Origin of the sequence: Dyella sp. GSA-30 (assembly GCF_027924605.1) — a bacterium.
In the GTDB taxonomy this organism is placed as follows: domain Bacteria; phylum Pseudomonadota; class Gammaproteobacteria; order Xanthomonadales; family Rhodanobacteraceae; genus GSA-30.
Window position 1 is genome coordinate 1316393 of record NZ_AP027042.1, and the last position, 24151, is coordinate 1340543.

General features: G+C 62.6%; 21 protein-coding genes. 5 read left to right on the plus strand and 16 right to left on the minus strand.

Translation table 11 applies throughout. The features are described from left to right. Positions 1–15: 15 nt before the first annotated feature. The 7 genes from iolB to QMG46_RS05845 form a co-directional block, all read right to left on the minus strand. Positions 16–810 carry a 5-deoxy-glucuronate isomerase gene (gene iolB, locus QMG46_RS05815; RefSeq protein ID WP_281851541.1) on the minus strand — a complete coding sequence of 265 codons (795 nt, stop codon included), beginning with the start codon at positions 808–810 and terminating at the stop codon, positions 16–18. Positions 811–850: 40 nt separating this feature from the next. Continuing rightward, on the minus strand, positions 851–1768 hold the full coding sequence (gene iolE, locus QMG46_RS05820; protein ID WP_281851542.1) for a myo-inosose-2 dehydratase: 918 nt from the start codon (positions 1766–1768) through the stop codon (positions 851–853). Beyond that, the gene (gene iolD, locus QMG46_RS05825; RefSeq protein ID WP_281851543.1) at positions 1758–3653 is read right to left on the minus strand and encodes a 3D-(3,5/4)-trihydroxycyclohexane-1,2-dione acylhydrolase (decyclizing); all 1896 of its coding nucleotides are present in this window, start codon (positions 3651–3653) and stop codon (positions 1758–1760) included. Before iolD ends, iolE begins: the two co-directional genes overlap by 11 nt. Further along, positions 3650–5605: a bifunctional 5-dehydro-2-deoxygluconokinase/5-dehydro-2-deoxyphosphogluconate aldolase gene (gene iolC / locus QMG46_RS05830; protein ID WP_281851544.1), complete on the minus strand. Its 1956-nt coding sequence runs from the start codon at positions 5603–5605 to the stop codon at positions 3650–3652. The genes iolD and iolC overlap by 4 nt, the downstream gene beginning before the upstream one ends. 171 nt (positions 5606–5776) lie before the next feature. After that, positions 5777–6580, minus strand: coding sequence for an ATP-binding cassette domain-containing protein (locus QMG46_RS05835; protein ID WP_281851545.1), 804 nt, complete (start codon positions 6578–6580; stop codon positions 5777–5779). A gap of 9 nt (positions 6581–6589) precedes the next feature. Further along, positions 6590–7732, minus strand: a complete 1143-nt coding sequence (locus QMG46_RS05840; RefSeq protein WP_281851546.1) for an ABC transporter permease — start codon at positions 7730–7732, stop codon at positions 6590–6592. Between the two features lie 69 nt (positions 7733–7801). Then, complete coding sequence (locus QMG46_RS05845) at positions 7802–8848, minus strand: sugar ABC transporter substrate-binding protein (protein ID WP_281851547.1); 1047 nt, start codon at positions 8846–8848, stop codon at positions 7802–7804. A gap of 262 nt (positions 8849–9110) precedes the next feature. On the opposite strand from QMG46_RS05845, the gene QMG46_RS05850 reads away from it, so the two are divergent. The 3 genes from QMG46_RS05850 to QMG46_RS05860 all read left to right on the plus strand — a co-directional run bounded on the left by QMG46_RS05850 (position 9111) and on the right by QMG46_RS05860 (position 12243). Further along, the gene (locus QMG46_RS05850) at positions 9111–9977 is read left to right on the plus strand and encodes a MurR/RpiR family transcriptional regulator (RefSeq protein ID WP_281851548.1); all 867 of its coding nucleotides are present in this window, start codon (positions 9111–9113) and stop codon (positions 9975–9977) included. After that, entirely contained in the window at positions 9970–10971 is a 1002-nt protein-coding gene (iolG, locus tag QMG46_RS05855) for an inositol 2-dehydrogenase (RefSeq protein WP_281851549.1), read from the plus strand. The genes QMG46_RS05850 and iolG overlap by 8 nt, the downstream gene beginning before the upstream one ends. A 249-nt stretch (positions 10972–11220) precedes the next feature. Then, positions 11221–12243 carry a Gfo/Idh/MocA family oxidoreductase gene (locus tag QMG46_RS05860; RefSeq protein WP_281851550.1) on the plus strand — a complete coding sequence of 341 codons (1023 nt, stop codon included), beginning with the start codon at positions 11221–11223 and terminating at the stop codon, positions 12241–12243. Between the two features lie 48 nt (positions 12244–12291). Here the strand turns inward: QMG46_RS05860 and dbpA are convergent, their stop codons facing one another. The 6 genes from dbpA to QMG46_RS05890 form a co-directional block, all read right to left on the minus strand. Continuing rightward, positions 12292–13668 (minus strand): ATP-dependent RNA helicase DbpA, encoded by a 1377-nt coding sequence (gene dbpA / locus QMG46_RS05865; protein WP_281851551.1) that lies wholly within the window; start codon positions 13666–13668, stop codon positions 12292–12294. 45 nt (positions 13669–13713) lie between these two features. Further along, complete coding sequence (locus QMG46_RS05870; protein WP_281851552.1) at positions 13714–15108, minus strand: DUF2867 domain-containing protein; 1395 nt, start codon at positions 15106–15108, stop codon at positions 13714–13716. A gap of 20 nt (positions 15109–15128) precedes the next feature. After that, positions 15129–15449 (minus strand): metalloregulator ArsR/SmtB family transcription factor, encoded by a 321-nt coding sequence (locus QMG46_RS05875; RefSeq protein WP_281851553.1) that lies wholly within the window; start codon positions 15447–15449, stop codon positions 15129–15131. A 265-nt stretch (positions 15450–15714) separates the two neighbouring features. Next, positions 15715–16434 (minus strand): pseudouridine synthase, encoded by a 720-nt coding sequence (locus tag QMG46_RS05880; RefSeq protein ID WP_281851554.1) that lies wholly within the window; start codon positions 16432–16434, stop codon positions 15715–15717. A 7-nt stretch (positions 16435–16441) separates the two neighbouring features. Next, entirely contained in the window at positions 16442–17215 is a 774-nt protein-coding gene (locus tag QMG46_RS05885) for an ABC transporter permease (protein WP_281851555.1), read from the minus strand. After that, positions 17212–18168 carry an ABC transporter ATP-binding protein gene (locus QMG46_RS05890; RefSeq protein ID WP_281851556.1) on the minus strand — a complete coding sequence of 319 codons (957 nt, stop codon included), beginning with the start codon at positions 18166–18168 and terminating at the stop codon, positions 17212–17214. The genes QMG46_RS05885 and QMG46_RS05890 overlap by 4 nt, the downstream gene beginning before the upstream one ends. An 89-nt stretch (positions 18169–18257) precedes the next feature. On the opposite strand from QMG46_RS05890, the gene QMG46_RS05895 reads away from it, so the two are divergent. Together QMG46_RS05895 and QMG46_RS05900 are read left to right on the plus strand one after the other, a co-directional pair. Further along, positions 18258–19004 carry an FAD-binding oxidoreductase gene (locus tag QMG46_RS05895; protein ID WP_281851557.1) on the plus strand — a complete coding sequence of 249 codons (747 nt, stop codon included), beginning with the start codon at positions 18258–18260 and terminating at the stop codon, positions 19002–19004. A 284-nt stretch (positions 19005–19288) separates the two neighbouring features. Next, complete coding sequence (locus tag QMG46_RS05900; RefSeq protein WP_281851558.1) at positions 19289–19624, plus strand: hypothetical protein; 336 nt, start codon at positions 19289–19291, stop codon at positions 19622–19624. A 10-nt stretch (positions 19625–19634) separates the two neighbouring features. Here QMG46_RS05900 and QMG46_RS05905 read toward each other — a convergent pair whose 3' ends face one another. Genes QMG46_RS05905 through QMG46_RS05915 form a run of 3 tightly spaced genes read right to left on the minus strand, consistent with a single transcriptional unit; the run spans position 19635 to position 24087 of the window. Further along, a complete protein-coding gene (locus QMG46_RS05905) occupies positions 19635–20591 on the minus strand; it encodes a fimbrial protein (RefSeq protein ID WP_281851559.1) in 957 nt (318 codons plus the stop codon). Continuing rightward, positions 20588–23362: a fimbria/pilus outer membrane usher protein gene (locus tag QMG46_RS05910; protein ID WP_281851560.1), complete on the minus strand. Its 2775-nt coding sequence runs from the start codon at positions 23360–23362 to the stop codon at positions 20588–20590. Before QMG46_RS05910 ends, QMG46_RS05905 begins: the two co-directional genes overlap by 4 nt. Next, positions 23359–24087 carry a fimbrial biogenesis chaperone gene (locus QMG46_RS05915; RefSeq protein ID WP_281851561.1) on the minus strand — a complete coding sequence of 243 codons (729 nt, stop codon included), beginning with the start codon at positions 24085–24087 and terminating at the stop codon, positions 23359–23361. The genes QMG46_RS05910 and QMG46_RS05915 overlap by 4 nt, the downstream gene beginning before the upstream one ends. Between the last annotated feature and the right edge of the window lie 64 nt (positions 24088–24151).

Here is a 24151-nt window from a genome sequence, read left to right on the forward strand (position 1 = left end):
TTCCTGTCGACGTGATCAGCGCGGCATCAGCCAGTCGTGCGCGGGATCGTTCTTGAAATGCCATTCGCGGCGCGGGCCGGCCATCACGTTGAGGTAGTAGCCACGATAACCATGCGGCATCACTACCGGGTGATAACCACGTGGCACCATCACCACGTCGTGATCGCCCACGGCCATGGATTCATCCAGGTCGCGCGCATCGGTATACACGCGCTGGAACGCAAAGCCTTGCGGCGGATCGATACGGTGGTAGTAGGTCTCTTCCAGCGAGCTTTCCACCGGTACGTTGTCGCTGTCGTGCTTGTGCGGCGGATAGCTGGACGAATGCGCGGCCGGCGTGACGACCTCGACGACGAGCAGCGATTCGGCCGGTTCGGTCTGTGGAAGAATGTCGCAGACGTAGCGCGTGTTCGTGCCTTGTCCGCGCACCGATCGTTTCATCTGTGCCGCGGCGATCAGTCGCGCGGCATGCTTGCCGGTGGCGGGTGCGGTGGCGAGCGCGAGTTCGACGTTGTCATGCGCATCGATGCGATAGCGCGAACCCGGCGGTGCGTAGACCGCATCGGGCGAGCGTTCGTCGAACACGCTGGCGCGACCACCGAGATTCGTCCATGCATTCGCGCCGACCGTGACATCGGCGTTGCCGGTCAGTACGACCAGGCAACCTTCGCGATCGGCGGGGAGCTCGATCTCCAACGCTTCACCTGCCTTGAGACGATAGCCTTCGAAGCCGACGTACTTCCAGCCCGCCGATGCCGGCGTCACCTTGACGATGTCGCGTCCTTCGCGTGCCTTGACCAACAAGCTCATGTGAGCGTCTCCCAAGAAAGTGTCCGAAACGACGCGCGCATCACGCCACCTCTTTGAGCGGCTTGCCATCGACCAGTGCACGCAAGGTGCGATAGCCGAGATCGGCATAGGCGTAGCTCGGCGCAACGGCGGGATCCTGTTCCGCTTCGACAACCAGCCACCCTTGGTAGGCGTGCTTGCGCAATACACCGACAATCGCTTCGAAATCGATCGCACCATCGCCCGGTACAGTGAATACGCCATTCAATACCGAGTCGAGAAAGCTCCACTGACGATTGCGCGCATGGCGAATGATCGCGGGGCGGACATCCTTGCAATGCACGTGACAAACGCGGTCGATGTGTTTGGTGAGAATCGCCAGCGGATCGCCGCCACCAAAATAGGCATGGCCGCTATCGAACAACAGGCCGACCTCGTCGCCGGTGTATGCCATGGCGCGATCGATATCGTCCGGCGCTTCGACGTATGCACCCATGTGATGGTGATAACCCAGACGCACACCAGACTTCAGCAGGTGTTTGCCGAAGGCGGTAAGGCGCTCGCCGTAGCGCTTGAACTCGTCGTCGTTCATCCAGCGCGGCCGCTTGTACAACGGGATGCCGCGCTCGCCCTGGATCGAATCGGCGACTTCGCCGTACACCATCACCTTGCAGCCATTCTCGGCGAGCAGGCGCAGATGGCCCTCGACCGCGACGATCTCCTCTTCTACCGAGCGTGTGGCAAGGCGGCCGGAATACCAGCCGGAGACGACATCGAGGCCGTAGCCTGCCATCAGTTCGCGCAGTGCGGCCGGATCGCGCGGGAACTTGTTACCCAGCTCGAAACCTTGATAGCCGATCTGACGGCCTTCGGTGAGCGCGGTCGACAGCGGCGTCTCGCCGCCGAGCGAGGGCAGGTCGTCGTTGCTCCAACTGATCGGATTGATACCGATCCTGACCTGGAATTCTTTAGTTGCCATCGGTCTTACCTGTGGCGGCCGCAGGCCGCTGTTGTTGTTTGGCGATGTCGTACTGGCGACGTGCCTTGAGCACGGCATCGCGCTCGGACACTTCCGGCACGGCCACCTCCCACCAGCAGCCACCTTCTTCGGTGGTACGGCGATGGTCGGTGTCGATCGAAATCAGATAGGTATGCTTTGAAGCACGTGCACGTAAGAGCGCCAGTTCAAGCTCGGCGATGCTGTTCACATGCTCGGCCGATGCACCCATCGCGCGCGCATGGGCGGCAAAGTCGATTTTCGGCATGCCCTCGCCGCCTTGCAGGCAGTCGTCGAACATGTTGTTGAACGGCGCGCCGCCGCATGCCTGCTGCAGGCGATTGATACAGCCGTAACCGCCGTTGTCGAGCACGATGACGATGAGCTTGTGGCCAAGCATCACCGACGTGGCGATTTCGGCGTTGAGCATCAGATAGCTGCCATCGCCCAGCATCACGATCACTTCGCGATCCGGCTTGGCCATCTTCACGCCCAGGCCACCGGCGATCTCGTAACCCATGCAGGAGTAGCCGTACTCCATGTGGTAGCCGCCGGGTGTCGAGGTGCGCCACAGCTTTTCCAGTTCGGCTGGCAGCGTGCCGGCGGCGCAGACCACGATATCGTCGCGTGCCGATGCGGCAGCCGAGCGCTGTACGGCACCGATGATCTCGCCGTCATAGGGCAGTGTGCCGTTGGGCAGTTCGCGCTGTCCGGTAATGCGAGTGACGATGTTCGACCATTGCCGCGCCTGCTCGGCGGCGTGCTGTTGCCAGCTGCGATCGCTTTGCCATTGGCCTAGCGCATCCGATAGCGACTGCAGCCCCAGCTTGGCATCGCCCTGTATTTCGACGCCGCCGCCTTTAAGGGTGTCGTAGCCGTTGACGTTCAACGTGATGATGCGAGCGTTCGCGTACAACGCGTTGGAGCCGGTGGTGAAGTCCTGCAAACGCGTGCCGACAGCCACAACCACATCGGCGTCGGCCAGCAAGGCATTAGCGGCGGTCGAACCACAGACGCCGGCGGGGCCCAGCTGCAGAGGATGATCCCAGGCCAACGCGCCCTTGCCGGCCTGTGTTTCCGCGACCGGAACGCCGTGCTTGTCCACAAACGCACGCAGGGTTTCGCTCGCATTTGCATACAGGGCGCCGCCGCCGGCAATGAGCACCGGACGCTTGGCGGCGCGAAGCGCCATGGTCGCTTCGGCGATGTCCTCGGTCGACGGCGGCTGCTCGCGAATGTGGTGAATGCGTTCGGCGAAGAAGTTCTCCGGCCAGTCGAATGCCTCGGCCTGCACATCCTGCGGCAAGGCCAGCGTGACCGGGCCGCAGAGTGCCGGATCGGTGAGCACGCGCATCGCGCGCGGCAGTGCGGTGAGGAGTTGTTCCGGCTTGACGATACGATCGAAATAACGCGACACCGGGCGCAGGCAGTCGTTGACGCTGGCCGTGCCATCACCGAAATCTTCCAGCTGCTGCAACACGGGATCGGGCGCGCGCGAGACAAAGATATCGCCCGGCAGCAACAGCACTGGCAGACGGTTGACATGCGCGAGCGCTGCCGACGTCACCAGATTGGTGGCACCCGGGCCGATCGAGGTGGTGACCGCCATCATGCGTCGACGCATATGCGCCTTGGCGTACGCAATGGCGGCATTGGCCATCGCCTGTTCGTTATGTGCGCGGTAGGTCGGCAGGGCATCGCGCTGCTGATAGAGCGCTTCGCCGAGGCCGGCGACATTGCCATGGCCAAAGATCGCGAACACGCCTCCGAACAGCGGCACGGTATGGCCTTCCTCATCGCGAATGCGCTGCGCGGCGAGATAATGCACCAAGGCTTGCGCCATGGTCAGGCGAACCGTCGCGCTCATGCAGCGGCTCCCAGCGTCTTGGTACCCGTCGCGCGTTGTTTGCGCGCCTTGCTCCAAAGCGCGGCCAGTTGGCTGAACTGCGCGGAGGCGCGCTCGATCAGTTCGGCGTCGTCGATCTCGTTGAGCAGCCAGGCGCGCGCGGGGTCGACAAAGATGCTTCGACCCACCGCGAAGCCACGACAGCTCGCGCTATGCGCGGCAGCGGCAAACCCTTCGGCGAGCTCTTCGAACGGCGCATTGAGACCAAGCAGCAACACGCCGCGGCAATGGACGTCGCGTTCGGCGATCAAGGCGTCGATCGCTTTCCAATCGCCGGCCGTCACGGGTGCGAGCTTCCACCATTCGGGGCGGATACCGAGGTTGTAGATGCGCTTCATCGCACGCAGCACGCGCTCGCCCGGTGTGCCGACCGCGTTCGGATTGGCTGGCGGTATCACTTCGAGCAGCAGCTCGTGACCGCTCTGTTTGACCGCGTCGTACAGTGAAAGCAGCTGCGTTTCCTGTTCCAAACGGCTCTCCGGTGCACCGTCCGGGTCGAACGGCACCAAGCATTTCACGACATGCTCGGCCGGCCAACTTACTAACTGTGTACCAACCGAGCGGCCGTATTCGAATTCCAGTGGATTGGATCCGGGCATTTCGACCGGTCGGCCGATCCACCAGCCACGACCGGTGGCGGCATTGAGCGCGTCCTGGCCGTAGCGTTGGTCAGTCAGCACACCAACACGGTGCTTGAGATCCAGGGCGGCTTCGGTTTTTGCCACGGCTTCGATCAGTAGCTGCTTGAGGCGCGGCAAGCGATCTTCGATAGCGTGGCATTCGCGGGCCAGTTCGAAAAACTGGCTGCGATGGTCGAAGGCGAAGATGTGCAGGTCGTCCCAGTGCCGGCGCGCCACGGAGACGCGATGCAGGTGCGCCAGTTCGTCGTCCCGGTCTGGACGCTGCAGGCGTTCGGCGTTGGCTAGGAAATACTCCAGCTCTTCGCGGCTGGGCATTGCTGGCGCGCAGCCGTGGCGCGAGACGACGATGGCACCGCAGGCGTTGGCATAGGCACAGCAGCGTTCGATGCTTTCATCGCGCAGCCAGCCAAGTAGAAAGCCGGAGATAAACGCGTCGCCTGCACCGAGTACGTTGAGTACTTCCACGCGGGTGCCGTTGAAGGTGGGCGCGTCGTCGATCCGTTGCGGGATATCGCCTTCGATCACGCTGCACCCCTGTGCGCCGCGTTTCACGACCAGGGTGGCCTGGGTCCGCTTGCGCACATTACGCAGCGCCGCCATCAGGTCTTCGCTGCCACCGGCGATATGGAACTCTTCCTCGGTGCCGACGATCAGGTCGAACTGCGGCAGGATGTTCTGCAAGTGTGTGGTCACGCCGTCGTTGGCGATGAAGCGTGTTTCGCCATCGCCGCGGCCAGTCAGGCCCCACAGCACCGGGCGATAGTCGATATCCAGCACGGTGCGCACGCCATGCTTGCGTGCATAGTCGAGAGCACGGCTGCTTGCCGCGTGCACGCCGGGCGTCGAGAAGTGCGTGCCGGTGATCGCGAGCGCGTGCGAGGAGGCAATGAAGTCCTCATCGATATCCGCCGCCTCGATTGCCATATCCGCGCAGTTCTCGCGATAGAAAACCAGCGGGAAGGTCTGGCGATCCTTGATGCCGAGCAGCACCAGGCCGGTCAGGCGTTGTGGATCGGCGCGTACGTGGCTGACATTGCAGCCGACGCTACGCAGCGTATCGAGCAGGAAACGGCCCATATGATCGTCGCCCACGCGCGTGAGCATCGCCGAGCGCAAGCCGAGGCGCGCCGTGCCGAACGCGCAATTGCCCGACGAGCCGCCCAGGTACTTGGCGAAGCTGGATGCATCTTCAAGGCGGGCGCCGGGCTGTTGCGCATACAAATCCACGGCCAGGCGGCCGAGGCAGATCAGATCGTATTGACGTTCATTCATTGCGAAGGGCTTCTTCAATAGGGATGCCGGCGTTGTGCCGGCAGGGCGGCTGGGCAGACGAGTAGCGGTTCGCGGCCGGGTCGTGCGACATGCCATCGACAGGGAATGACGTTGTTGCCGCCGGCCCAGGAGGGGTGCCGCGCCCTCGCTACTCGTCTCCCGCCGCAACCGTCAGGCCGCGTCGCGGCCTTCCAATGCGTTGAACAGGCTCTGGATCTCGGTACCGCCGGCCATCATGTCGAGCACCTCCTCCTTGCTGATGTTTTCCTTGGCGAACGTGCCCATCGACTGGCCGCGGTTGAGCAGGGTGAAGCTGTCGCCGATCGGATAGGCGTGGTGCACGTTATGCGTGATGAAGATCACCGAGATGCCACGCTCGCGCGCCTTGTGGATCAGCTTGAGCACATTGCAGCTCTGCTTGACGCCGAGCGCTGCGGTGGGTTCGTCGAGGATCAGCACCTTGGCGCCGAAGTGGATGGCGCGCGCGATCGCCAGGCATTGGCGTTCGCCGCCGGACATGGTGCCGACCGGCTGGTGCGGTGAGCGCACGTGGATACCCATTTCGCTGAGCTTCTCCTCGGCGACGCTGGCGGCATGGTTGATATCCATTACCGGGATCACGCCGAACAGTTTCTTCATCGGTTCGCGGCCGGCAAAGAAGTTGCGCGCCACGCTCATCAGCGGGACCAGGGCGAGATCCTGGTAGACCGTGGCAATGCCTTTGTCGAGTGCCTCGCGCGGCGAGGTGAAATGGACATCTTCGCCTTCGACCAGATAACGGCCCTTGTTCGGCTTGTGCACGCCGGCCAGCGTCTTGATCAGGGTGGACTTGCCCGCGCCGTTGTCGCCGAGCAGGCAATGCACTTCGCCGCGACGCAGGCGCAGGGTGACGTCCTGCAGCGAGATCACCGTGCCGAAGTACTTGCTGATGTTTTCCAGCTGCAGGATGTAGTCGTCTTTCGTTTCAGTCGTCATGGCCAGTCCCTATTTGCCGGTCGTTGCGCGCGAGCGGATGTAGTGATTGAACAGCACGGCCAGCAACAACATGCCGCCGAGGAACACGCGATACCAATCCGAATCGAAGTTGGTGTACGAAATGCCGATCTGCACCACGCCGAAGATCAGCGCGCCGAAGCAGGCGCCAAGCACCGAACCGTAGCCGCCGGTCAGCAGGGCGCCGCCGATGACCGCCGCGATGATGGCTTCGAATTCCTTCTGCAAGCCGCGATCGGCCGCGGCCGAACCCACGTCGGCCACCTGCAGCACGCCGAACAGGCAGGCGCAAAACGCGGTGAACACGAACAGGCTGATCTTGACGCGACGCACGGGTACGCCCACGTTCTGCGCCGCGTTGCTGTCGCCGCCGACCATGAAGATCCAGTTGCCGAAGCGCGTGCGCGACAGGATAAAACCGGCCACCAACGCCACGCCCAGCCACCACAGCAGCACCTTGGGCAGGCCGCCGACGACCGGTTCGCCATTGGGAAGTTTCTCGATCAGGCCGATGTTGCCCAGCCAGCCGAACAGGCCATGCAGCGTGGTGCCCTGGAACAGGGTATGCACGACCGGGTCGGCGCTGAGCTTGTCGCCTACGCCGCTGACGATGGTGCTGTTGGAGAAATGCGTGGACAGCACCAGGGTGAGACCACGCAGGATGAACATGAAAGCCAGCGTGACGATGAAGCTCGGCAGTTTCGTGCGCACGACCAGGTAGCCGTTGAGCCAGCCCAGCGCCATGCAACCGGCGAAGGCGAACAGCATCGATGCCCACATCGGCCAGCCGAGGAACATCGCGGGAACCGCCATCATCATGCCGGCGAAGCCGATCATCGAGCCGATCGACAGGTCGAATTCGCCTGAGATCATCAGCACGCATGCGCCGACGGCAATGATGCCCAGGTAGGCGGCGACGGTGGACCAGTTCATCACGCCGTCGAGATTGAACATGCCCGAGTCGCCGGCAAACACGCCGAACAGGATGAAGATCAATACGGTGCCGGCGATCGAGCCGAATTCGGGGCGGTTGAGCAGGGCGCGCCAGGGCGAGATGCGACGGATGCGTTCGTCGGCCTTGGCTGCCGGGTTCTTGCCGATGCTTTGGGTCATGGAGGGAGTTATCGCACTCATGAGTTACCTGCTTTCCAAACTTGCGACTGCGCAGCCAGGCGATGCGTGCTGCATCGCCCGGCCACGGGTTTAGCGGTACTGACCGGCGTATTTCTCGACGGTCGCGACGTTGTCCTTGGTCACGAAGGCAGGACCCGACCGTACGCCGTCAGCGGTGTAGATGGGCTCAAGACCGTAGGTCTTCAGGCGCTGCTGGAACTTCGGATTGGCCTTCAGCTTGGCGATGATCGCGGCCGGATCCTTGGTCTTGTCTTCATAGGCGATGACCGCGGCGGCGACCGACATATAGCCCTGCAGATACGGCTGCTGATCGATGGCGAAATTCAACTCGCCTTTCTTGACCGCGTCGATGATCGCCGGTGACAAGTCGAACGTGCCGAAGTAGAGCTTGCCGGCCTTGCCCATGCGTTCGAGCACCTGGATGGTCGGCTCGGCCGAGTTCGGGCCCAGTGCCAGCACAGCGCCGGTATCCGGATGGCTGCGCAGATACGCGCCGACCTTGCTTGCCACCACCGTCGGGTCGACGCCGGTATCAATCATCGAACCGCGGTAATCCACGCCGATCGCATCGCCGAAGCCCTTGCAGCGCTGCAGCGAGGCGACGTTGGTGGCGTAGTGGTTGACGCAGACGAAGGACTTCACGCCAGCGGCCTTGGCGCGCTCGCCTGCGGCCTTGCCGGCATCGTATTCAGGCTGGCCGATATGCAGGATCGCGCCGAGTTTCTTGCTTTCCTCGTCGGTGCCCGAGTTGAGCGTCACCACCGGGATGCCCTTGGCAGTGATGCGCATGGCCGGCTTGGACAGCACGTCGTAGTCGGCAATATCGAAGGCGACGCCGTTGTAGTTGCGCGCGGCCGCCTGCTCGAGCAGGCGCGCCATGTCCGCAAGGTCGCCGTTGGGCGGATTGCGGTAGTCGACCTGCACGCCGAAATCCTCGCCGGCCTGCTTGATCGAGTTCTTGATGGTGTTCCACCAGGAATCCGAATCGGGCGCATGGCTGATCAGGACGTACCGCTCGTTCGCGTGTGGGCCGTCGGCGGCGATGCTGGCCGCCGGCAACGCCATGGCTCCTGCCATAAGGGTTGCGAGCCACAACGAAATCTTCCGAACGCGCATATCAAGCCTCCGCTGAATGTGCCGGCCTGCTGGTGGGCCGGCTTGGGTTACGGGAGACGCCACGAAGGGACGTGGGCGTCGATGAGGGCTGGACGAGCATAGGTACGCCGCAACGGATTTTGCAATTTGCATTGCACAATAAAAAAAACTGGAAGAAAAATTCCATGTGGTGCATAACATCCCTCGCCGCGGGTCGAATGGCCCGCCTTTGGAACGGCAACGCTTGGATGGCATGGCTTCCCTAAAGACCCATGGAGCACCTATGAGCAAACGGAGCGCGGTCGACGATTTGCTGCAACGCATTGCCAGCGAATTCGACGCCTTGCCCCGCCAATTACAAGGCGTGGCGACCTATCTTGAACAGCAGCGCGCCAACATAATGGTGCAGCGCATCAATGAGATTGCTGACGGCAGCGGGGTCCATCCGTCGGCCGTGGTGCGGTTTGCCCAGCGCTTTGGCTACTCCGGCTTTACGGAAATGCAGGCGGTATTCCGCAGTGACTACACCGAGGCCACCACGCCGGCCCGCAGCTACCAGCAGCGCATTCGCAAGGTCATTGCGGACGAAAGCGCGCCCATCAGTACCGCCCAGATGGCGTTGCGCTTTATCGATGCCAGCCGCGTGGGCCTGGACGAGCTGGCCGGGGAGTTCGATGCGGCCCAGTTCGAGGCGGCCGTCGATCTGTTGATGAAGGCGGACAACATCTACGTGGTCGCCGTACGTCGCACTTTCAGCATCGCCAGCTATATCGCCTATGCGTTGCAGCACACGCAAAAGCGCGTGCATCTGGTCAGTGGCCTGGGTGGCATGTTCCGCGAGCAAATCCGCAGCATTGGTCCGAACGACGCGATGATCGCGATCAGCTTTCCGCCCTACGGCAAGGAAACGCTGTATTGCGCACGTGTCGCCCATCAGCACAAGGCGAAAGTGCTCGCCATCACCGATAGCGCGCTCGGCCCGCTGGCGCGCGATTCCACCGTGGCCCTGAAAGTTAACGAAGGCAGCGCGTTCGCCTTTCGCGCGCTCACCAGCACCATCTGTCTATGCCAGGCGCTGTTTGTCGCGCTGGCCTACAAGCTCGAATTGAAAGTCGAAGAAACCGCACATCCTGGAGAATACGATGACTAAGCAGATCGAAGTGGCCATGTTCGGCGCCGGCCGCATCGGTAACATCCATGCAGGCAACGTGGCGCGGCACCCGGGCGCAAAGTTGCGCTACGTGGTCGACGTGCACGCGCCTTCGGCCGAAGCCCTGGCGGCAAAGCATGGCGCACGCGTTGCTTCCGTCGAAGAAGCGCTGGCCGATAAAGAAGTCGGTGCGGTAGTGATCGGTTCGAGTACCGACACGCATGCCGATCTGATCAAGCGCGCGGCGGCGGCAGGCAAGGCGATCTTCTGCGAGAAGCCGGTCGATCTCGACGTCGAGCGCGCACGCGCTTGCGCCAAGGCCGTCAAGGATGCCGGCGTGACCTGCATGATCGGTTTTCAGCGTCGTTTCGATCCGACCTTTGCCGCATTGAAGTCGCGCCTTGAAGCGGGCGAGATCGGCGAAGCGGAAGTATTGATCGTTACCAGCCGTGACCCGGCACCGCCGCCGGCGTCGTACATCGCCCATTCGGGTGGTGTGTTCAAGGACATGCTGATCCACGACTTCGATATCTTCCGCTGGATTCTCGGCGGCGAGGCGGTCAGCGTGCATGCCACGGGTGGTTGTCCCGGGTTGCCGGAAGTTGCTGCGGCAGGCGATATCTCCCATGCCGCCGTCACCTTGCGCACGCGCAGCGGCGCGTTGTGCCAGATCAACACCTCGCGCCGCTCCGCCTACGGTTACGACCAGCGCTTCGAAGTGCTGGGCAGCAAGGGGCTGCTGCAAGCAGGCAATGTGCGGCCGACGCAGGTGGTCGCGTGGAACGAGCACAACATCAGCAGCGACAAGCCGGAAGCATTCTTCCTCGAGCGTTACCGCGATGCCTATGCACTGGAGATCGCGCACTTCTTCGATGCGCTGGTCAACGGTACGCCGGTGCGTACCACGATCGAAGACGGCATCAAGGCATTGGAGCTGGCCGAGCTGGCGACGCAGTCGTGGCGCGAGGGCAAAGCGTTGGAGTGTTCGATCTAAGCCTGAGTCCAGCCTTCCTGTGAGAGCGACTTCAAGGAACCTCGAATAACCACCTTCTCGTCATTCCGGCGTAGGCCGGAACCCAGTGGCTTTGCAATCGGTTGTCGCAAGAGCCTGCAAAGTCAGCTCTATCGCAAAAAATGAAAACCGATGCCACCGCCGGGAAGACGATAGGAAAAACCGAGGTCATTCGAGGTTCCCTGAGGTCGGTCCCACAAAAATCCTCATCTATTGGTATGTGAGATCGCCATGAGCAACCCCACCCTCCGCATCGGCCTCGCCGGCCTGGGCCGACTTGGCCGCCGTTATGCCGAAAACCTTGCGCGCACGGTCCCGCGTGCCAGCCTCGACGCCGTATGCAGTCCGGTCGACGAAGAAGTCGCCTGGGCGCGCGACACCCTCGGTGTATCGCGCCACTACAGTGACTACCGCGCCATGCTGGCCGATCCTGCGCTCGATGCCGTGTTCCTGGTCACGCCGACCTCATTGCACGCCGAGCAGATCGAGCAAGCGCTGGATGCCGGCAAGCACGTCTTCTGCGAGAAGCCGCTATCGCTCGATCTGGCCACCTGCCTGCATACCGTCGAACACGCCAAGCGCTATCCGCAGTTGCGTGCGATGGTGGGCTTCGTGCGCCACTTCGACGCCAGCTATCGCGATGCCAAGGCGCGTATCGAAGCCGGAGGCATCGGCAGGCCGTTCATGGTGTACTCGCAAACTGCCGACAAGCTCGACCCAACCGGCGCCTTCGTCAAGTTCGCGCCAACCAGCGGCGGCCTGTTTCTCGATTGCTCCGTACATGACATCGACCTCGCCCGCTGGCTGCTCGGTCGACCCGCCGTCAAGCGCGTCTACGCCATCGGCACCGCGGCGATGTATCCGGAACTGGAACCGATCGGCGACATCGATAACGGCGCCGCCGTTTGCGAGTTCGTCGACGGCAGCATGGCCATGTTCTACGCCTCGCGCACGCAGGCGCACGGGCACGACACACATACCGACATCATCGGCACGGCGGGTAAATTGAGTGTGGGTCGCAACCCAAGAGCGGACCGCGTAGAGATCGCCGACGCCTATGGCGTGCGCAGCTTGTCCGTACCGAGCTTCTTCGAGCGTTTCGAGGAAGCCTTCCAGGCGCAGTGCGTTCACTTTATCGACGCGGTGCTCGACAACAAGCCATTCGATCTCACGCTCGAAGATGCCGCTGAAGCCACGCGTATTGCAGTGGCACTACGTGAGTCGCGTCAATCGGGAAAGCCGATCGACCTCTAAGTACACGGCACCATCGCCCCGGCGAAGGCCGGGGCCCAGCGACGTCATTCAGCCAAGCGGACGCACGCGGAAATTACGCCCCTTGATCTTGCCCGCACGCAACCGCTCGAGCGCCTTGTTGGCAAGCGGCCTGCGAATGGCGACATAAGCGCGTGTCGCATACACATCGATCTTGCCGACATCGTCCGCGCCAAGCCCGGCATCGCCGGTGAGCGCGCCGAGGATGTCGCCGGGTCGCAGCTTGTCCTGGCGGCCAGCGTCGATGACCAGGGTCTTCATGGGAGCGAGGTGCAAGGTCTTGCCTTTAGGTGGCGCGATCTTCAAGGGTCGCCACGGGATGGGCTGGCCGTGGGTTTCCTCGATATTGCTTGCCTTGGGCAATTCGCGCGGCGTGACCAGTGTGATTGCATGGCCGCTCTGGCCGGCGCGACCGGTGCGACCGATGCGATGCGTGTGTGTTTCCGGATCGTGGGCGATGTCGTAGCTGATTACCAGCGGCAGCGAAACGATATCCAGCCCGCGTGCGGCGACGTCCGTGGCGACCAGTACCGAGCAACTGCGATTGGCGAACTGCACGAGTACTTCATCGCGATCGCGCTGTTCCATATCGCCATGCAGGGGCAGTGCGGAAAAGCCGCGCTTGTCCAGCTCGGCAGTCACGCTGTCGACGTCGCGGCGCATATTGCAGAACACCAGCGCGTGCTCGGCGTGCTCGCCGGCCAGGAGCTGGGCCAGTGCATCGAGCTTCTGCGCGGGATCGACTTCGTGAAACCGCTGCTCGATGGTGGTCTCTTCGTGCGGCGCCTCTACCGTCACTTCCACCGGGTCGCGTTGCAGCCGGCGGCTGACGTCGCGGATCTCTTCCGGATAGGTGGCCGAGAACAGCAGCGTCTGGTGATGCTTGGCGATCCGCCCGACGATGTCGTCGATCGCTTCGGAGAAGCCCATGTCCAGCATACGGTCGGCTTCGTCCAGGACCAGCACCTTGATGCCGCCACCGTGCAGGCTGCCGCGCTTCAGATGCTCCTGAATGCGGCCAGGCGTGCCGACCACGATATGCGGGTCGTGGGTGAGCGATGCGAGCTGCGGCCCAAGCGGCATGCCGCCGCACAAGGTCAACAGCTTGATATTGGGAATCGATGCGGCGAGCTTGCGGATCGCCTTGCTCACCTGATCGGCCAGCTCGCGGGTGGGGCACAGCACCAGCGCCTGCAGTCGAATCGTATCGACGTCCAGGCTGTGCAGCAGGCTGAGCCCGAAGGCGGCGGTCTTGCCACTGCCGGTCTTGGCCTGCGCAATCACATCGCGGCCCTGGAGCATCGGTGGCAGGCTCTGAGCCTGTACCGGTGTCATTTCGCTATAGCCGAGCGTTTCCACGCTGGCGAGCAGGGCGGGTTTAAGGGGGAGGGTGCTGAAGTCGGTCATGTGGACATGATCGCATCATTGTGCGGCCAACGCGCTGACCCGGGCTTAACGAGCCTGGACGGCGGCGGGAAAGGCATGCTCGGTCGCCATGCGCAGCATGGTCGGGCTGACGTGGTGACGGTGCACCGATTCGATCATGGCCATATAGAAGTGGCCGAAGCGATTCTTGCATTGGACGCGAGTGCCGAGCGTGACCTCGACCTGGCCGTCCGCGAGGATGCGCACGCCGACACAGGAGCGGAAACGCAGATGTTTGTCATCGGCGCCAAGGATGACCTGCGCGTGGCGGTCACGTTCATCGACCGTTTGAGCGAGCACGGGGTATTTTCGATTGAAAACCTGCCCATCCGGTCGCGATAGCAGCGAGGATGCGGGGCATCCCAATCGGGACGTTCGCAGCCCCCATGGCCGCACCAAGGCATTTCGGACGGCCATCATGCGCGACACGCTGGACGGTGGATTCTCCACGAAGCCGTCGAGCACTCGACTGAGCCATTGCGTGGCCGAAGCATCGGGCGTGTCTATCCTGCCGAGCTGGATGCAGAAGCTGTCCTGATGATGGAGTCCATCGCTCAGCTGCGTGAGTAGTAAAGAGTCCGCTGCGGGCGTGGTCTCGGCCGTTACGCAAAGCGTGCCGCCGGTGGCAGAGAGAAAGCCGTTGCTGTGTTGCAGCCGAACGGCTTGATAGCGAAAGCCGCCCAACATGGCGCGTACCCGGCTGCAAAAACGACTGAGCAAGGACTCGGGTGCAGCATCAAGCGCAAGACGCGTCGTCGGAACATGGCGCCGGTGCATGGGCATGGCGTCCATGAGCGCGATCACTTCCTGCGGCAATAGCTCGGTCAGGGCAGGGATCGATGCGTCGCCGCGCTGGATCTGATCGTAAACTTTCGGGGACAGTGCCCCACCGAGTTCGTTCGTGTGGCACGAGAGCGCAAAAAAAGCGGGATGTCCCGCGTTCTCTTTAAGCGGCACGAACTGATGCCAGGTGTCGCCGCCGAACCTCACCGTGAACAGGCAATCGGGTGGAATGTCGACAAAGTGCAGCGTGCGGAAAAACAGCGAAGGGTCGCTGACTAGCTGCTCATGGGGTGCCGTGGAAAAGCGCAGCTGTGCACCGCTGCTTCCGGAGATGGCGGTAAAGACGCGATGTCCCGCATGCCGGTGAAACGGATGCCCGCCCGGGCCCACGGTAAATGTATAGAGCGCGGTTGGATCCTGCCTGGAAAAATCGCTGGCACCCAGTCGGGTCGAGGGTTCATCCAACGCGTCGACAAACTCAGGGTGCGCGCGCTGTCTTGCGGCTACGCCGACGTAGAGCTGGTCACCGGCACCCGGTCCCAGTTGTGCGATCAGCGACACTTCGATCGGCAAGCCGTTGACCGACGAGGGAATGCTTACTGCGGGAAACGAAGCGACGAGGCGTGCGGGCTGACGCATGGAGCGAGCTCCTCAATGAGCTATCGCGTAGTCTTGCGAGTGGCGAGCTTGCGCGACTCGCGCTTCAGTGGACCGGCGGTGGGGCATATCTCGAAGGCAAAGCCGGTCAGCGTATTGACCAGACTGTCTCGATTGAGACGGTAGACAATGTATTGACCACGCCGCTCGCTGTTGACCAGGCCGGCGTTCTCCAGCAACGACAGATGGCGCGAAATGGCGGGCGCGCTCATTTCGAAACGGCTCGCGATCTCGCCTGCGGTCAGTTCCTGCGCGGAGAGGTAGGCAAGAATTTCGCGCCGTGGCTTGGAGGCCAGGGCTTCGAATACGAGATCGACGGCCATAGGTACTTAAGTAATTAAAGTATTAGTTAAGTATTTAGCGCCGAAACGATCTGGCAGTCAAGTGTTTGGAGCTCTCCCGTGAGGAGATCCGAATAGCCACCTGCTCGTCATCCCGGCGTAGGCCGGGACCCAGTGGCTTCAGTTGTGGGTTCTCGCGAACAGCTCTTGCACTCTGACGCGACACCCGCCGATAACGTCACTGGGTCCCGGCCTGCGCCGGGATGACGAGTAGGAGAAGGTCAGGGATTTCGAGGCCGCGCAGCCGTTACCACTGCGTCCGATTAGGCAACAACCCCTTCAACTCCGCCTCGGTCAGATTGCGCCATTGCCCCGGCTTCAGATGAGCCAGCTTCACATTGACCACGCGCACGCGGCGCAACTGGGTCACGCGGTAACCAAACGCAGCCGCCATCAGGCGAATCTGGCGATTCAGGCCCTGGGTCAGCACGATGCCGAAGCCGAATTTGGCGATCTTGCGCGTGCGGCAGGGCTTGGTCATCTGGTTGTGGATGCGCACGCCGCGGGCCATGCCGGCGAGGAATTCATCAGTCACGGGCTTGTTCACCGCCACGAGATATTCTTTCTCGTGATTGTTTTCCGCGCGCAGGATTTCGTTGACGATATCGCCGTTGCTGGTCAGCAGGATCAGGCCTTCCGAATCCTTGTCCAAGCGGCCGATCGGAAAGATACGCTGCGGGTGATCCACGAAATCGACGATATTGCCGCTGACCGTCTGGTCGGTGGTGCAGGTGATGCCGACCGGCTTGTTCAGCGCGATGTAGACGGCTTTCTTTGCCGAGGGCGTCGATGCAAGCACACGCGCGCGAACGATTTCGCCATCCACGCGCACTTCGTCGCCTTCGAGCGCCTTCGCGCCCGTGGTGACGACTTCGCCATTGATGGTGACGCGGCCAGCCAGCAGCATCTCGTCCGCTTCGCGGCGGGAGCACAGGCCGGCTTCGCTGATGTATTTGTTTACGCGCATGACTTGATTACGAACGCATGCCCACGCCGCGCTTGAGCAACACCAGTGCGACCGCCGACAAACCAATCACGAAGGCAATCATCACCACGAAAGCCACGCCGATCTGCACGTCGCTGACGCCAAGTACGCCGTAGCGGAACGCGTTGACCATGTAGAGAATCGGATTGACCAGCGAGATGCTGCGCCAGGGCTGGCCGAGCAGGTCAATCGAGTAGAACACGCCGCCCAGATAGGTCAGTGGGGTCAGCACGAAGGTCGGCACCAGGGCGATATCGTCGAACTTCTTGGCGAACACCGCATTGACGAAACCGGCCAGCGAGAACACCGTGGAGCCGAGCAGCACGGCAAGAATCGTGATGATCGGATGCACCAGGTGCAGGTCGGTGAAGAACAGCGCAATAAGCAGTACCAGCGCGCCGACAACGATGCCGCGCGTGACCGCACCGGTGACGTAGCCGAGCAGGATCACCCAGTTGGGCATCGGCGATACCAGCATTTCTTCCACCGCGCGGCTGAACTTGGCGCCGAAGAACGAGCTGGAGATATTGCCGTAGCAGTTGGTGATGATGCTCATCATGACCAGGCCGGGCACGATGTACTGCATGTAGGTAAAGCCATGCATGTCGCCAATACGGCTGCCGACCAGCTTGCCGAAGATGACGAAGTAGAGCGTCATGGTGATTGCAGGCGGGATCAGCGTCTGCGTCCAGATACGCATGATGCGTACGATTTCGCGACGAACGATGGTACCCAGTGCAACGAGATTGGCCGAGGTGCTCATGCGGCCTTCTCCTGGTTGCCGTTGCGGCCTTGCTCGACCAGACGTACGAACAGCTCTTCGAGGCGGTTGGTCTTGTTGCGCATGGAGGTGACGGTGACGCCGTTGCTTGAAAGGGCCGAGAACAAGGAGTTGAGATCGTGCGCGCGCGACATCTCCGCTTCCAGCGTGTGCGCATCGACCTGTCGCAAGGTGATGCCGGGCAGCGCGGGCAGTTCGGCCGGCAGCGTGCTGGTGTCGAACACGAAGGTTTCCACATCCATCGTTGCCAGCAGGCCTTTCATCGTGGTGTTCTCCACGATCGTGCCGTGGTCGATGATGGCGATGTTGCGGCAGAGCTGTTCGGCTTCTTCCAGATAGTGCGTGGTGAGGATCACCGTGGTGCCGGCCGCGTTGATGCCGCTGACGAACTGCCACATCGAGCGACGGATTTCGATGTCCACGCCGGCGGTGGGTTCGTCGAGGATCAGCAGCTTGGGCTCGTTCATCATCGCGCGGGCGATCATCAGGCGGCGCTTCATGCCGCCGGACAGCATGCGTGCCTGGTCCTGCGCCTTGTCCCACAAGCGCAGTTCCTTGAGATATTTCTCGGCGCGCTCGGCGGCGATCTTGCGGGGAATGCCGTAGAAGCCGGCCTGGTTCACGCAGATGTCGAACGGCTTCTCGAACTGGTTGAAGTTGATTTCCTGCGGTACCAGGCCGATCAGGCGCATGGCGGCGCTGCGCTGCTTGTTGACCGATACGCCGAATACGCGCGCATCGCCATCGCTGGCGTTGACGAGCGAGGAAAGAATACCGATCAGGGTGGACTTGCCGGCGCCGTTGGGACCGAGCAGGGCGAAGAAATCGCCGGGTTCTACCGTGAGATTGATGCCTTTGAGTGCCTGTACGCCGTTGCCGTAGGTCTTGCGTAAGTTCTCGACGACGAGCGCGGGGGCGGAGGAAGTGGACGTCATGGGCTGCACCGAGGGGGCTAGCCCTCTATTATAGCCGGCTGGCCCGGCATCCCTGACGGGACGCACCGTTCCGTAAACGAGCATTTTCCATGGCAGATCACTTCACTCTCCGTCTTGTCGATAGCTACATGCTGGCGCCGACCGTGCGCCACCTGATCTTCGAACGGGCGGACGGGCAGCCCTTGAGCTTCGTGCCGGGGCAGTTCCTGCAGGTGCATTTTCAGTACGACGACGGCACCGCCACCAAGCGCAGCTATTCGGTGGGCACGGTCGGGGACGGCAGCTCGCCGGCGCAACGGATCGAGATTGCGGTCAGCTATGTCGACGGCGGCGCGGCCACCAAGTTATTGGGTGGGCTGGAAAATGGGCAGACCATCGAGGCCAGCGGGCCTTACGGCCGGTTCTGCCTGCAGGATGCCGACCTGCATCCACGCTACCTGCTGCTGGCGACCGGCACGGGCGTTACGCCTTATCGCGCCATGCTGCCGCTGTTTGAAAAGCTGTTGGCCAAGGGCGGGCGGGAAGTGGTGCTGCTCTACGGTGCCCGCAACGAGACCGAACTGCTCTATGGCGAGGAATTCGAAGCCTTTGCGCAGCGGGTGCCCGGTTTCACTTTCCATGGCTGCCTGAGCCGCGAACCTCGCGCGGTGCCGCGGCCCAGCGACCGCAACGGTCACGTGCAGAGCGTGCTGGCCGAGCTGGCGCCAAGCGCCGAGCGCGATATCGCCTATCTCTGCGGCAACCCGAACATGGTCGATGCCGCCTTTGCAGCCCTGAAGGATTTCGGTCTGCCGGTGCCGCAGATCCGTCGCGAGAAATATGTTTCGTCACGCTGACAGGTTATTTATCAGCCGCTTACCCGTGTTTGTGCAGGCTTGAGGTGAAGTTTCCTTAACGGAAGTTAAGTTTTCCGCTCAAGTCTGCCGAAATGTGCCGTTATATGGAGACATCCTCTCCATCCATCTGTCCTTGTACGAGCTTCCCCGAATCCGATTGGCCTATAAAGTGTGATTCGCATCACAAATCGGATCGTCTGCGCGAAACATTCACTCAAGCAGGGGTAACACACGCCGACAGAGCCTAAAGCCGCCCAATTTTTAAACTGGGCGCGGGAGGCTGTATGCGTGGCGTGATTCGAAAGATTCTTCTGGCCGGCATGGTGGTTGCCGGTAGCAGCGCGCACGCCAGTGGGGGCGTGATTGCCTTTTCCGGTGCCGTCGTCGAGCCAACCTGTTCGGTCGGAACGCAGCGCATTGTCGCGGCCGAAGCCGTCGGCACGTCCCAACGTTATCGCTGCTCGGAGCAGGTTGGCGCTGCCTCGGCACAGGTCGCGCAATCGTATGCGCTTTCGGTAACCGAGCTGACCGGCACGCCGCTAGGCTCTGACCGTTTAATCGTCTACTTCGCCAATTACTTGAGCGCGCAGCCGAAGCTGGTCACGCAGGTCTACGATTGAAAGCCCTGAATCACTGATAGCTGAGCGTGAATGTCGCAGTTGTGCTGACGGTGCCGGCGGCCGGTGACGCAGCGGTCTGATAGTAGCGAGCGTAATAGGTCAGATTGTACGGACCATTCGGCGTGGCACCGACGACGGCTGGCGTGCCGAAAGTGATCGGTACGAAACTCTGATCGATCAGCTGCACACCCACATTTTTCGCTCGCCCCGAGCCCGTGCTGTTGGCGATGACGCTGTTGGCTACGCTGGCGGGATTGGACGTGTCGAATTCGATCGCCAGCGTGCTGCCCGCGGAGCAGCTGAGCGAGATGTTGAAAGCGGTCGCGCCGGCGGTGGTCCCTATGCCATTGAATGCGGTGGTCGAGATGGTCGGCAATACGACGTTGATGGCGTTGTTATTGACCGTGCACGACGGATAAGTGAAGGTCACCGAGCCGACGAGGTTGAAGTTTTCCGCGCGGAGAAGGCCGAAGAAGCCATCGTAGCGCCAATAACCGAGCGTACCCGCGTTCAACACGGCGCCATTGGCGATCGGGCCGGTCTTGACCAGCTCGAAGCCCGAGGTCACCGACAGTTCGTACGTACCCGAAGCGACCGAGTCGCCGCCGTAGGGCACCAGATAATTGCTGGTATCCGGATGGGTAATGCGATAACCCACGCCGCTGGTTCCGGTCGGGAAGATCGTCGTGCTGGTGCCGGGCTGGCTGCCAACGAGATTGACGACGCCGATACGTGTCGTGCCTGAGCACGACAGTTCGGATGTCGGCGAGGGCGCGAACTGCGACGAGCTCGCCAGCACCGTACCGACCGGTGCATTGGCATTGATGGTAACTACCGAGTTCGGCATCGAGATATTGACGTTCGACGTATTGCCGCTGCTGAAGGAACACGAGGCGCGCGCCGCGATCGGCAGGGTCGAGAGTAACGCCATGAACAGCAGGACGATGGTGTGACGAACGGGGTTCATGAGTCGCTCCGGCCGGTGGCGACGACAGCATGGCAGGTTGCCTCAAGCTGTTCGTAGGCGTTCTGGCTTTGACCCGCCTTCAATTGATAGGGGAAGCTGCAGCGCATGCCCGGCTCACCGTCGGTCGACCATTGCACGGTGAGCTGGCCCTGGTCGTTGGCGCCGCGCACCAGTGCGCGGCCGGCCTGGCCAACCACGCCGACTACCTGTGCCTTTTCATCGATGACCTCGGCGCCGAACGGCACCGGCTTACCGTCATCGCGGCGGATGCGCGCAATGATCGAGCGACCGTTCTCGGTCTTGAACGCCAGCATGACAACCGCGCCCGCGTGCGGTGCGACTTGGGCACTGGTCGCATCCAGCTGCACGGTCAGCGGCAGGCCCTTCGGGTCGATCTGGATGTTGTTGAGGTTGTACGGCGTCAGATAAGGCACCAGCGCGTAGCCGTTGTTATCGATGCGCACACCCGATGCATTGATGACGCGCGCACCCTTGGCGCCCGGCGCGGAGATGATCGCCACGGTATCGCCCATCGGCTGGCCGAAGGTGATGCCGCCCGGATGCACCACGACCGCGCCGGCCACACTCAGCGAGCCCTGCGAATAACCCTTGCCCGAGCCGTAGCTGGCATTGAACTGTGCGTACGGGCTGCGATAACCGCCGTACACCGTACCGGCATCGCCCGCGCTGCCGCCGCCACCCTGGCCGTTGTCGTGCGATGCGGTCGCGCCGTAGCTCCACGCATTGTCCGCGCCGGCAGTGCCGCTCAGCGTAGCCTGCTCGAGCATGTGGCCGGAGCTGTCGCGGTTGGCGCTGACGCCGAACATCGGCGCGTGCGCGCTGTCGCCCAGCGGTAGCGTGAAGCTGGCAAAGAACTGATTGGTGTAGCGCGAAAACGCATCGCGCACCCGCGTTGCCGACAGGTTGTAGCTCAGTCGGTGGAAGGTGTTGTTGTAGCCGACCTGGAACTGCAGATCGGTGCCGTTGCGGTTCCAGTAGTCGACGGCCGAACCGGTGACGTACAGGGAGCCGCCGCGATCGCCCAGGCGCTGGTTGATGTTGACGTCGAAGCGACTGCGCTGACGGTCCAGCTGATTGGTGTAGGCGGTAAAGTTGTTCGACGCGTTGTTGCCAGCCAGCGCCTGGCGCTGTTCTGGCGTCAGCACGTTGGGAATGGTGATGCCGTCGATGGTGTTGACCGTGGTCGGGTCGACATAGCGGAAACCATGTGCGATGTCGCGCAAGGTCATCGCATCGCGCAGGCCCAGGTAGCCGCTGGTGGAATAGCGGTACGTCGCTACGCTGATCGAGGTGTCGCTATCGGGCAGGATCTTGCTGTAGCCCACGCGCACGCTCTGGCCGCTGTGGGTCGACTGGCCAGGAATATCCGCGCGCGCGGTGGTGATGTCGAGGGCCAATGCGCCGTAGTTGGTATTCAACGCACTGCCGACCTGCAAGGCACCGTAGCCGTTCGAGCCGACCACGCCGGCATAGCCGGTCAGCAGGTTGGTGAAGCCGTGCTGGATCGTGCCCTGCACGATGGCCGGATGCGAATGCAGCGCTGCATCGTGCAGTTCGCCGGCGGCCGCCGAAAAGCGCGTGACGCCGGGGCGCAGCAACTGCGGCACCGATGCATAGGGCACCGAGAACGTACGCAGGCGGCCATCGGCCTCGGTCACCGTCACGTTCAAATCGCCGCCGTAACCGGTGGAGTACAGGTCGGAGATGGTGAACGGACCCGGCGCCACCGTGGTTTCGTACAAGGTCACGCCGTTCTGGCGCACTGTGACCTTGGCGTTGGTTTCGGCAACGCCACGCACCGTCGGCGCGTAGCCGCGCATGGAATCAGGGAGCATGCGATCGTCGGTGGCAATCTGGACGCCGCGAATGCTCACGCTGTCGAACAGCTCGCCGTTGGTGTACGAGTCGCCCAAGGTCATCTGTGCGCGCAGCGACGGCAGGTCGCGGCGCACGTAAGTGTCGAGGTTCTGCCAGTGACGCGTCGACGGCGAACCGGCCGCGCCCGACTGCATCACCAGGGTGGAGTCGTTGCGCAGCTGCCAGCCGGCGAGGTTCACGCCGGTGTTCAGGCCCAGGAACGAGGACGTCTGGCTGATGCCGTTGCTGCGGCTGCGATAGCTGTTGAAGTTGTAATTGAGCAGTGCTGCGTTGACGCCACGGTCCCAGCTTTCCGGGCTGACATAACCGCGTGCGCGCGTGCCCAGCCAGGCCTGCGGAATGCTCACGTCCAGGCGCAGGTTGGCCTGGTCGAAGGTCATCGTTGCGGCGGGAATCAGGCTGCCGATGTTTACGCAGCCTTGCGCATCGGCGAGCTGCGCCTGCTGCTCGGCGGAGAACTTGGTCAACGGCAGGCCGATCTTGTCGACCATCGCGCGGGTCAGGCAGGGGATGGCATTGTCGTTCGGCGTCGGCGAGGCGAAACGCACGTCGTTGCGGCCGACCCAGGTGCCATTGAGAAAGATATCGGTGCGGTAGATGCCCGGCACGATCACGGCGCCGCGCTCGAAGCGCGACAGGTCGCCCGTGTTGCGCCCGGCGCCCGGCAGCAAATCGCGGTCGAAGCTCGCATCGGCCGTAGCAGCGGCGGCATCGGGTGTTGCGGTGGCGCCATTGGCGGCGGCCGCGGCGGCGAAGGCGCCGACGCTCCAACTGGTCAGTACGCCTGCGATCACCCAGCCCAGCAAGGCACGACGACAAACGGCATAACCGTTCGTCTCGTACTTGCCATGGCGGGTGCGCAGGTTTTTCACGGAGCGACGGCTCCCGTGAAGTCGGCGGCGGCGCCGTAGTCGTTGATGGCGGTGAAGTGGATCGTGCCGGCGGCCGGCTTCTGTGCCGCGTCATGCAGCGGCATGCGCAGATCCGACAGCGGCGCGACCATGCCGGTATCGGCGGCGGTGGTGTTGAGCGTCGCCGCGGTGACGGTGACGTAGTAAGGCGTCGGGTTGTGCGCTTCGAGCGCATAGCCCTTGCCGTCCGCGACCACTTTCCAGGTCAGCTGGGACGGTGCCTTCAGCGGGTCGCCCTGCAAACCAGCCGGGCGATAAAAAAGCTTCAGGCGCGAACGCAGCGCCAGTTGCAGCAGATTCTGCCCTTCGACCTGCGGACCGGTCGGCTTCGGCGGGACTTCGAGCACATTGAGCCAGAACAGCGATTCGCGATCGGCCGGCAGCTGGTCGTGGGTGTAGACGATGCGCAGGCTCTGCTCTTTCTGAGCGTCCATGCGGAACAGCGGCGGCGTGATCAGGAAGGGCGCGTCGACCGACTCGGGCGTCGAATGCACGTCGCCACGATCGATCCACGATTCGATCAGCACCGGGTGATCGTTTTCATTGGTCAGGCGCACCGTGACTTCGCCGTCTTTTGCAGGAAAGACGACGCGGGTGCCACCGATCAGCACATTGGCGTGCGCTTGCGGAGCGACGAGACACAAAGCTAGCAGGCCTGCGCTGATGGCGCCGACAAACTTCCACATGGGGGATTACCTCGTTGAATCGTGATGCCGCCTTCGCCAGCGGCATGGCGCCGGAACACCGTGT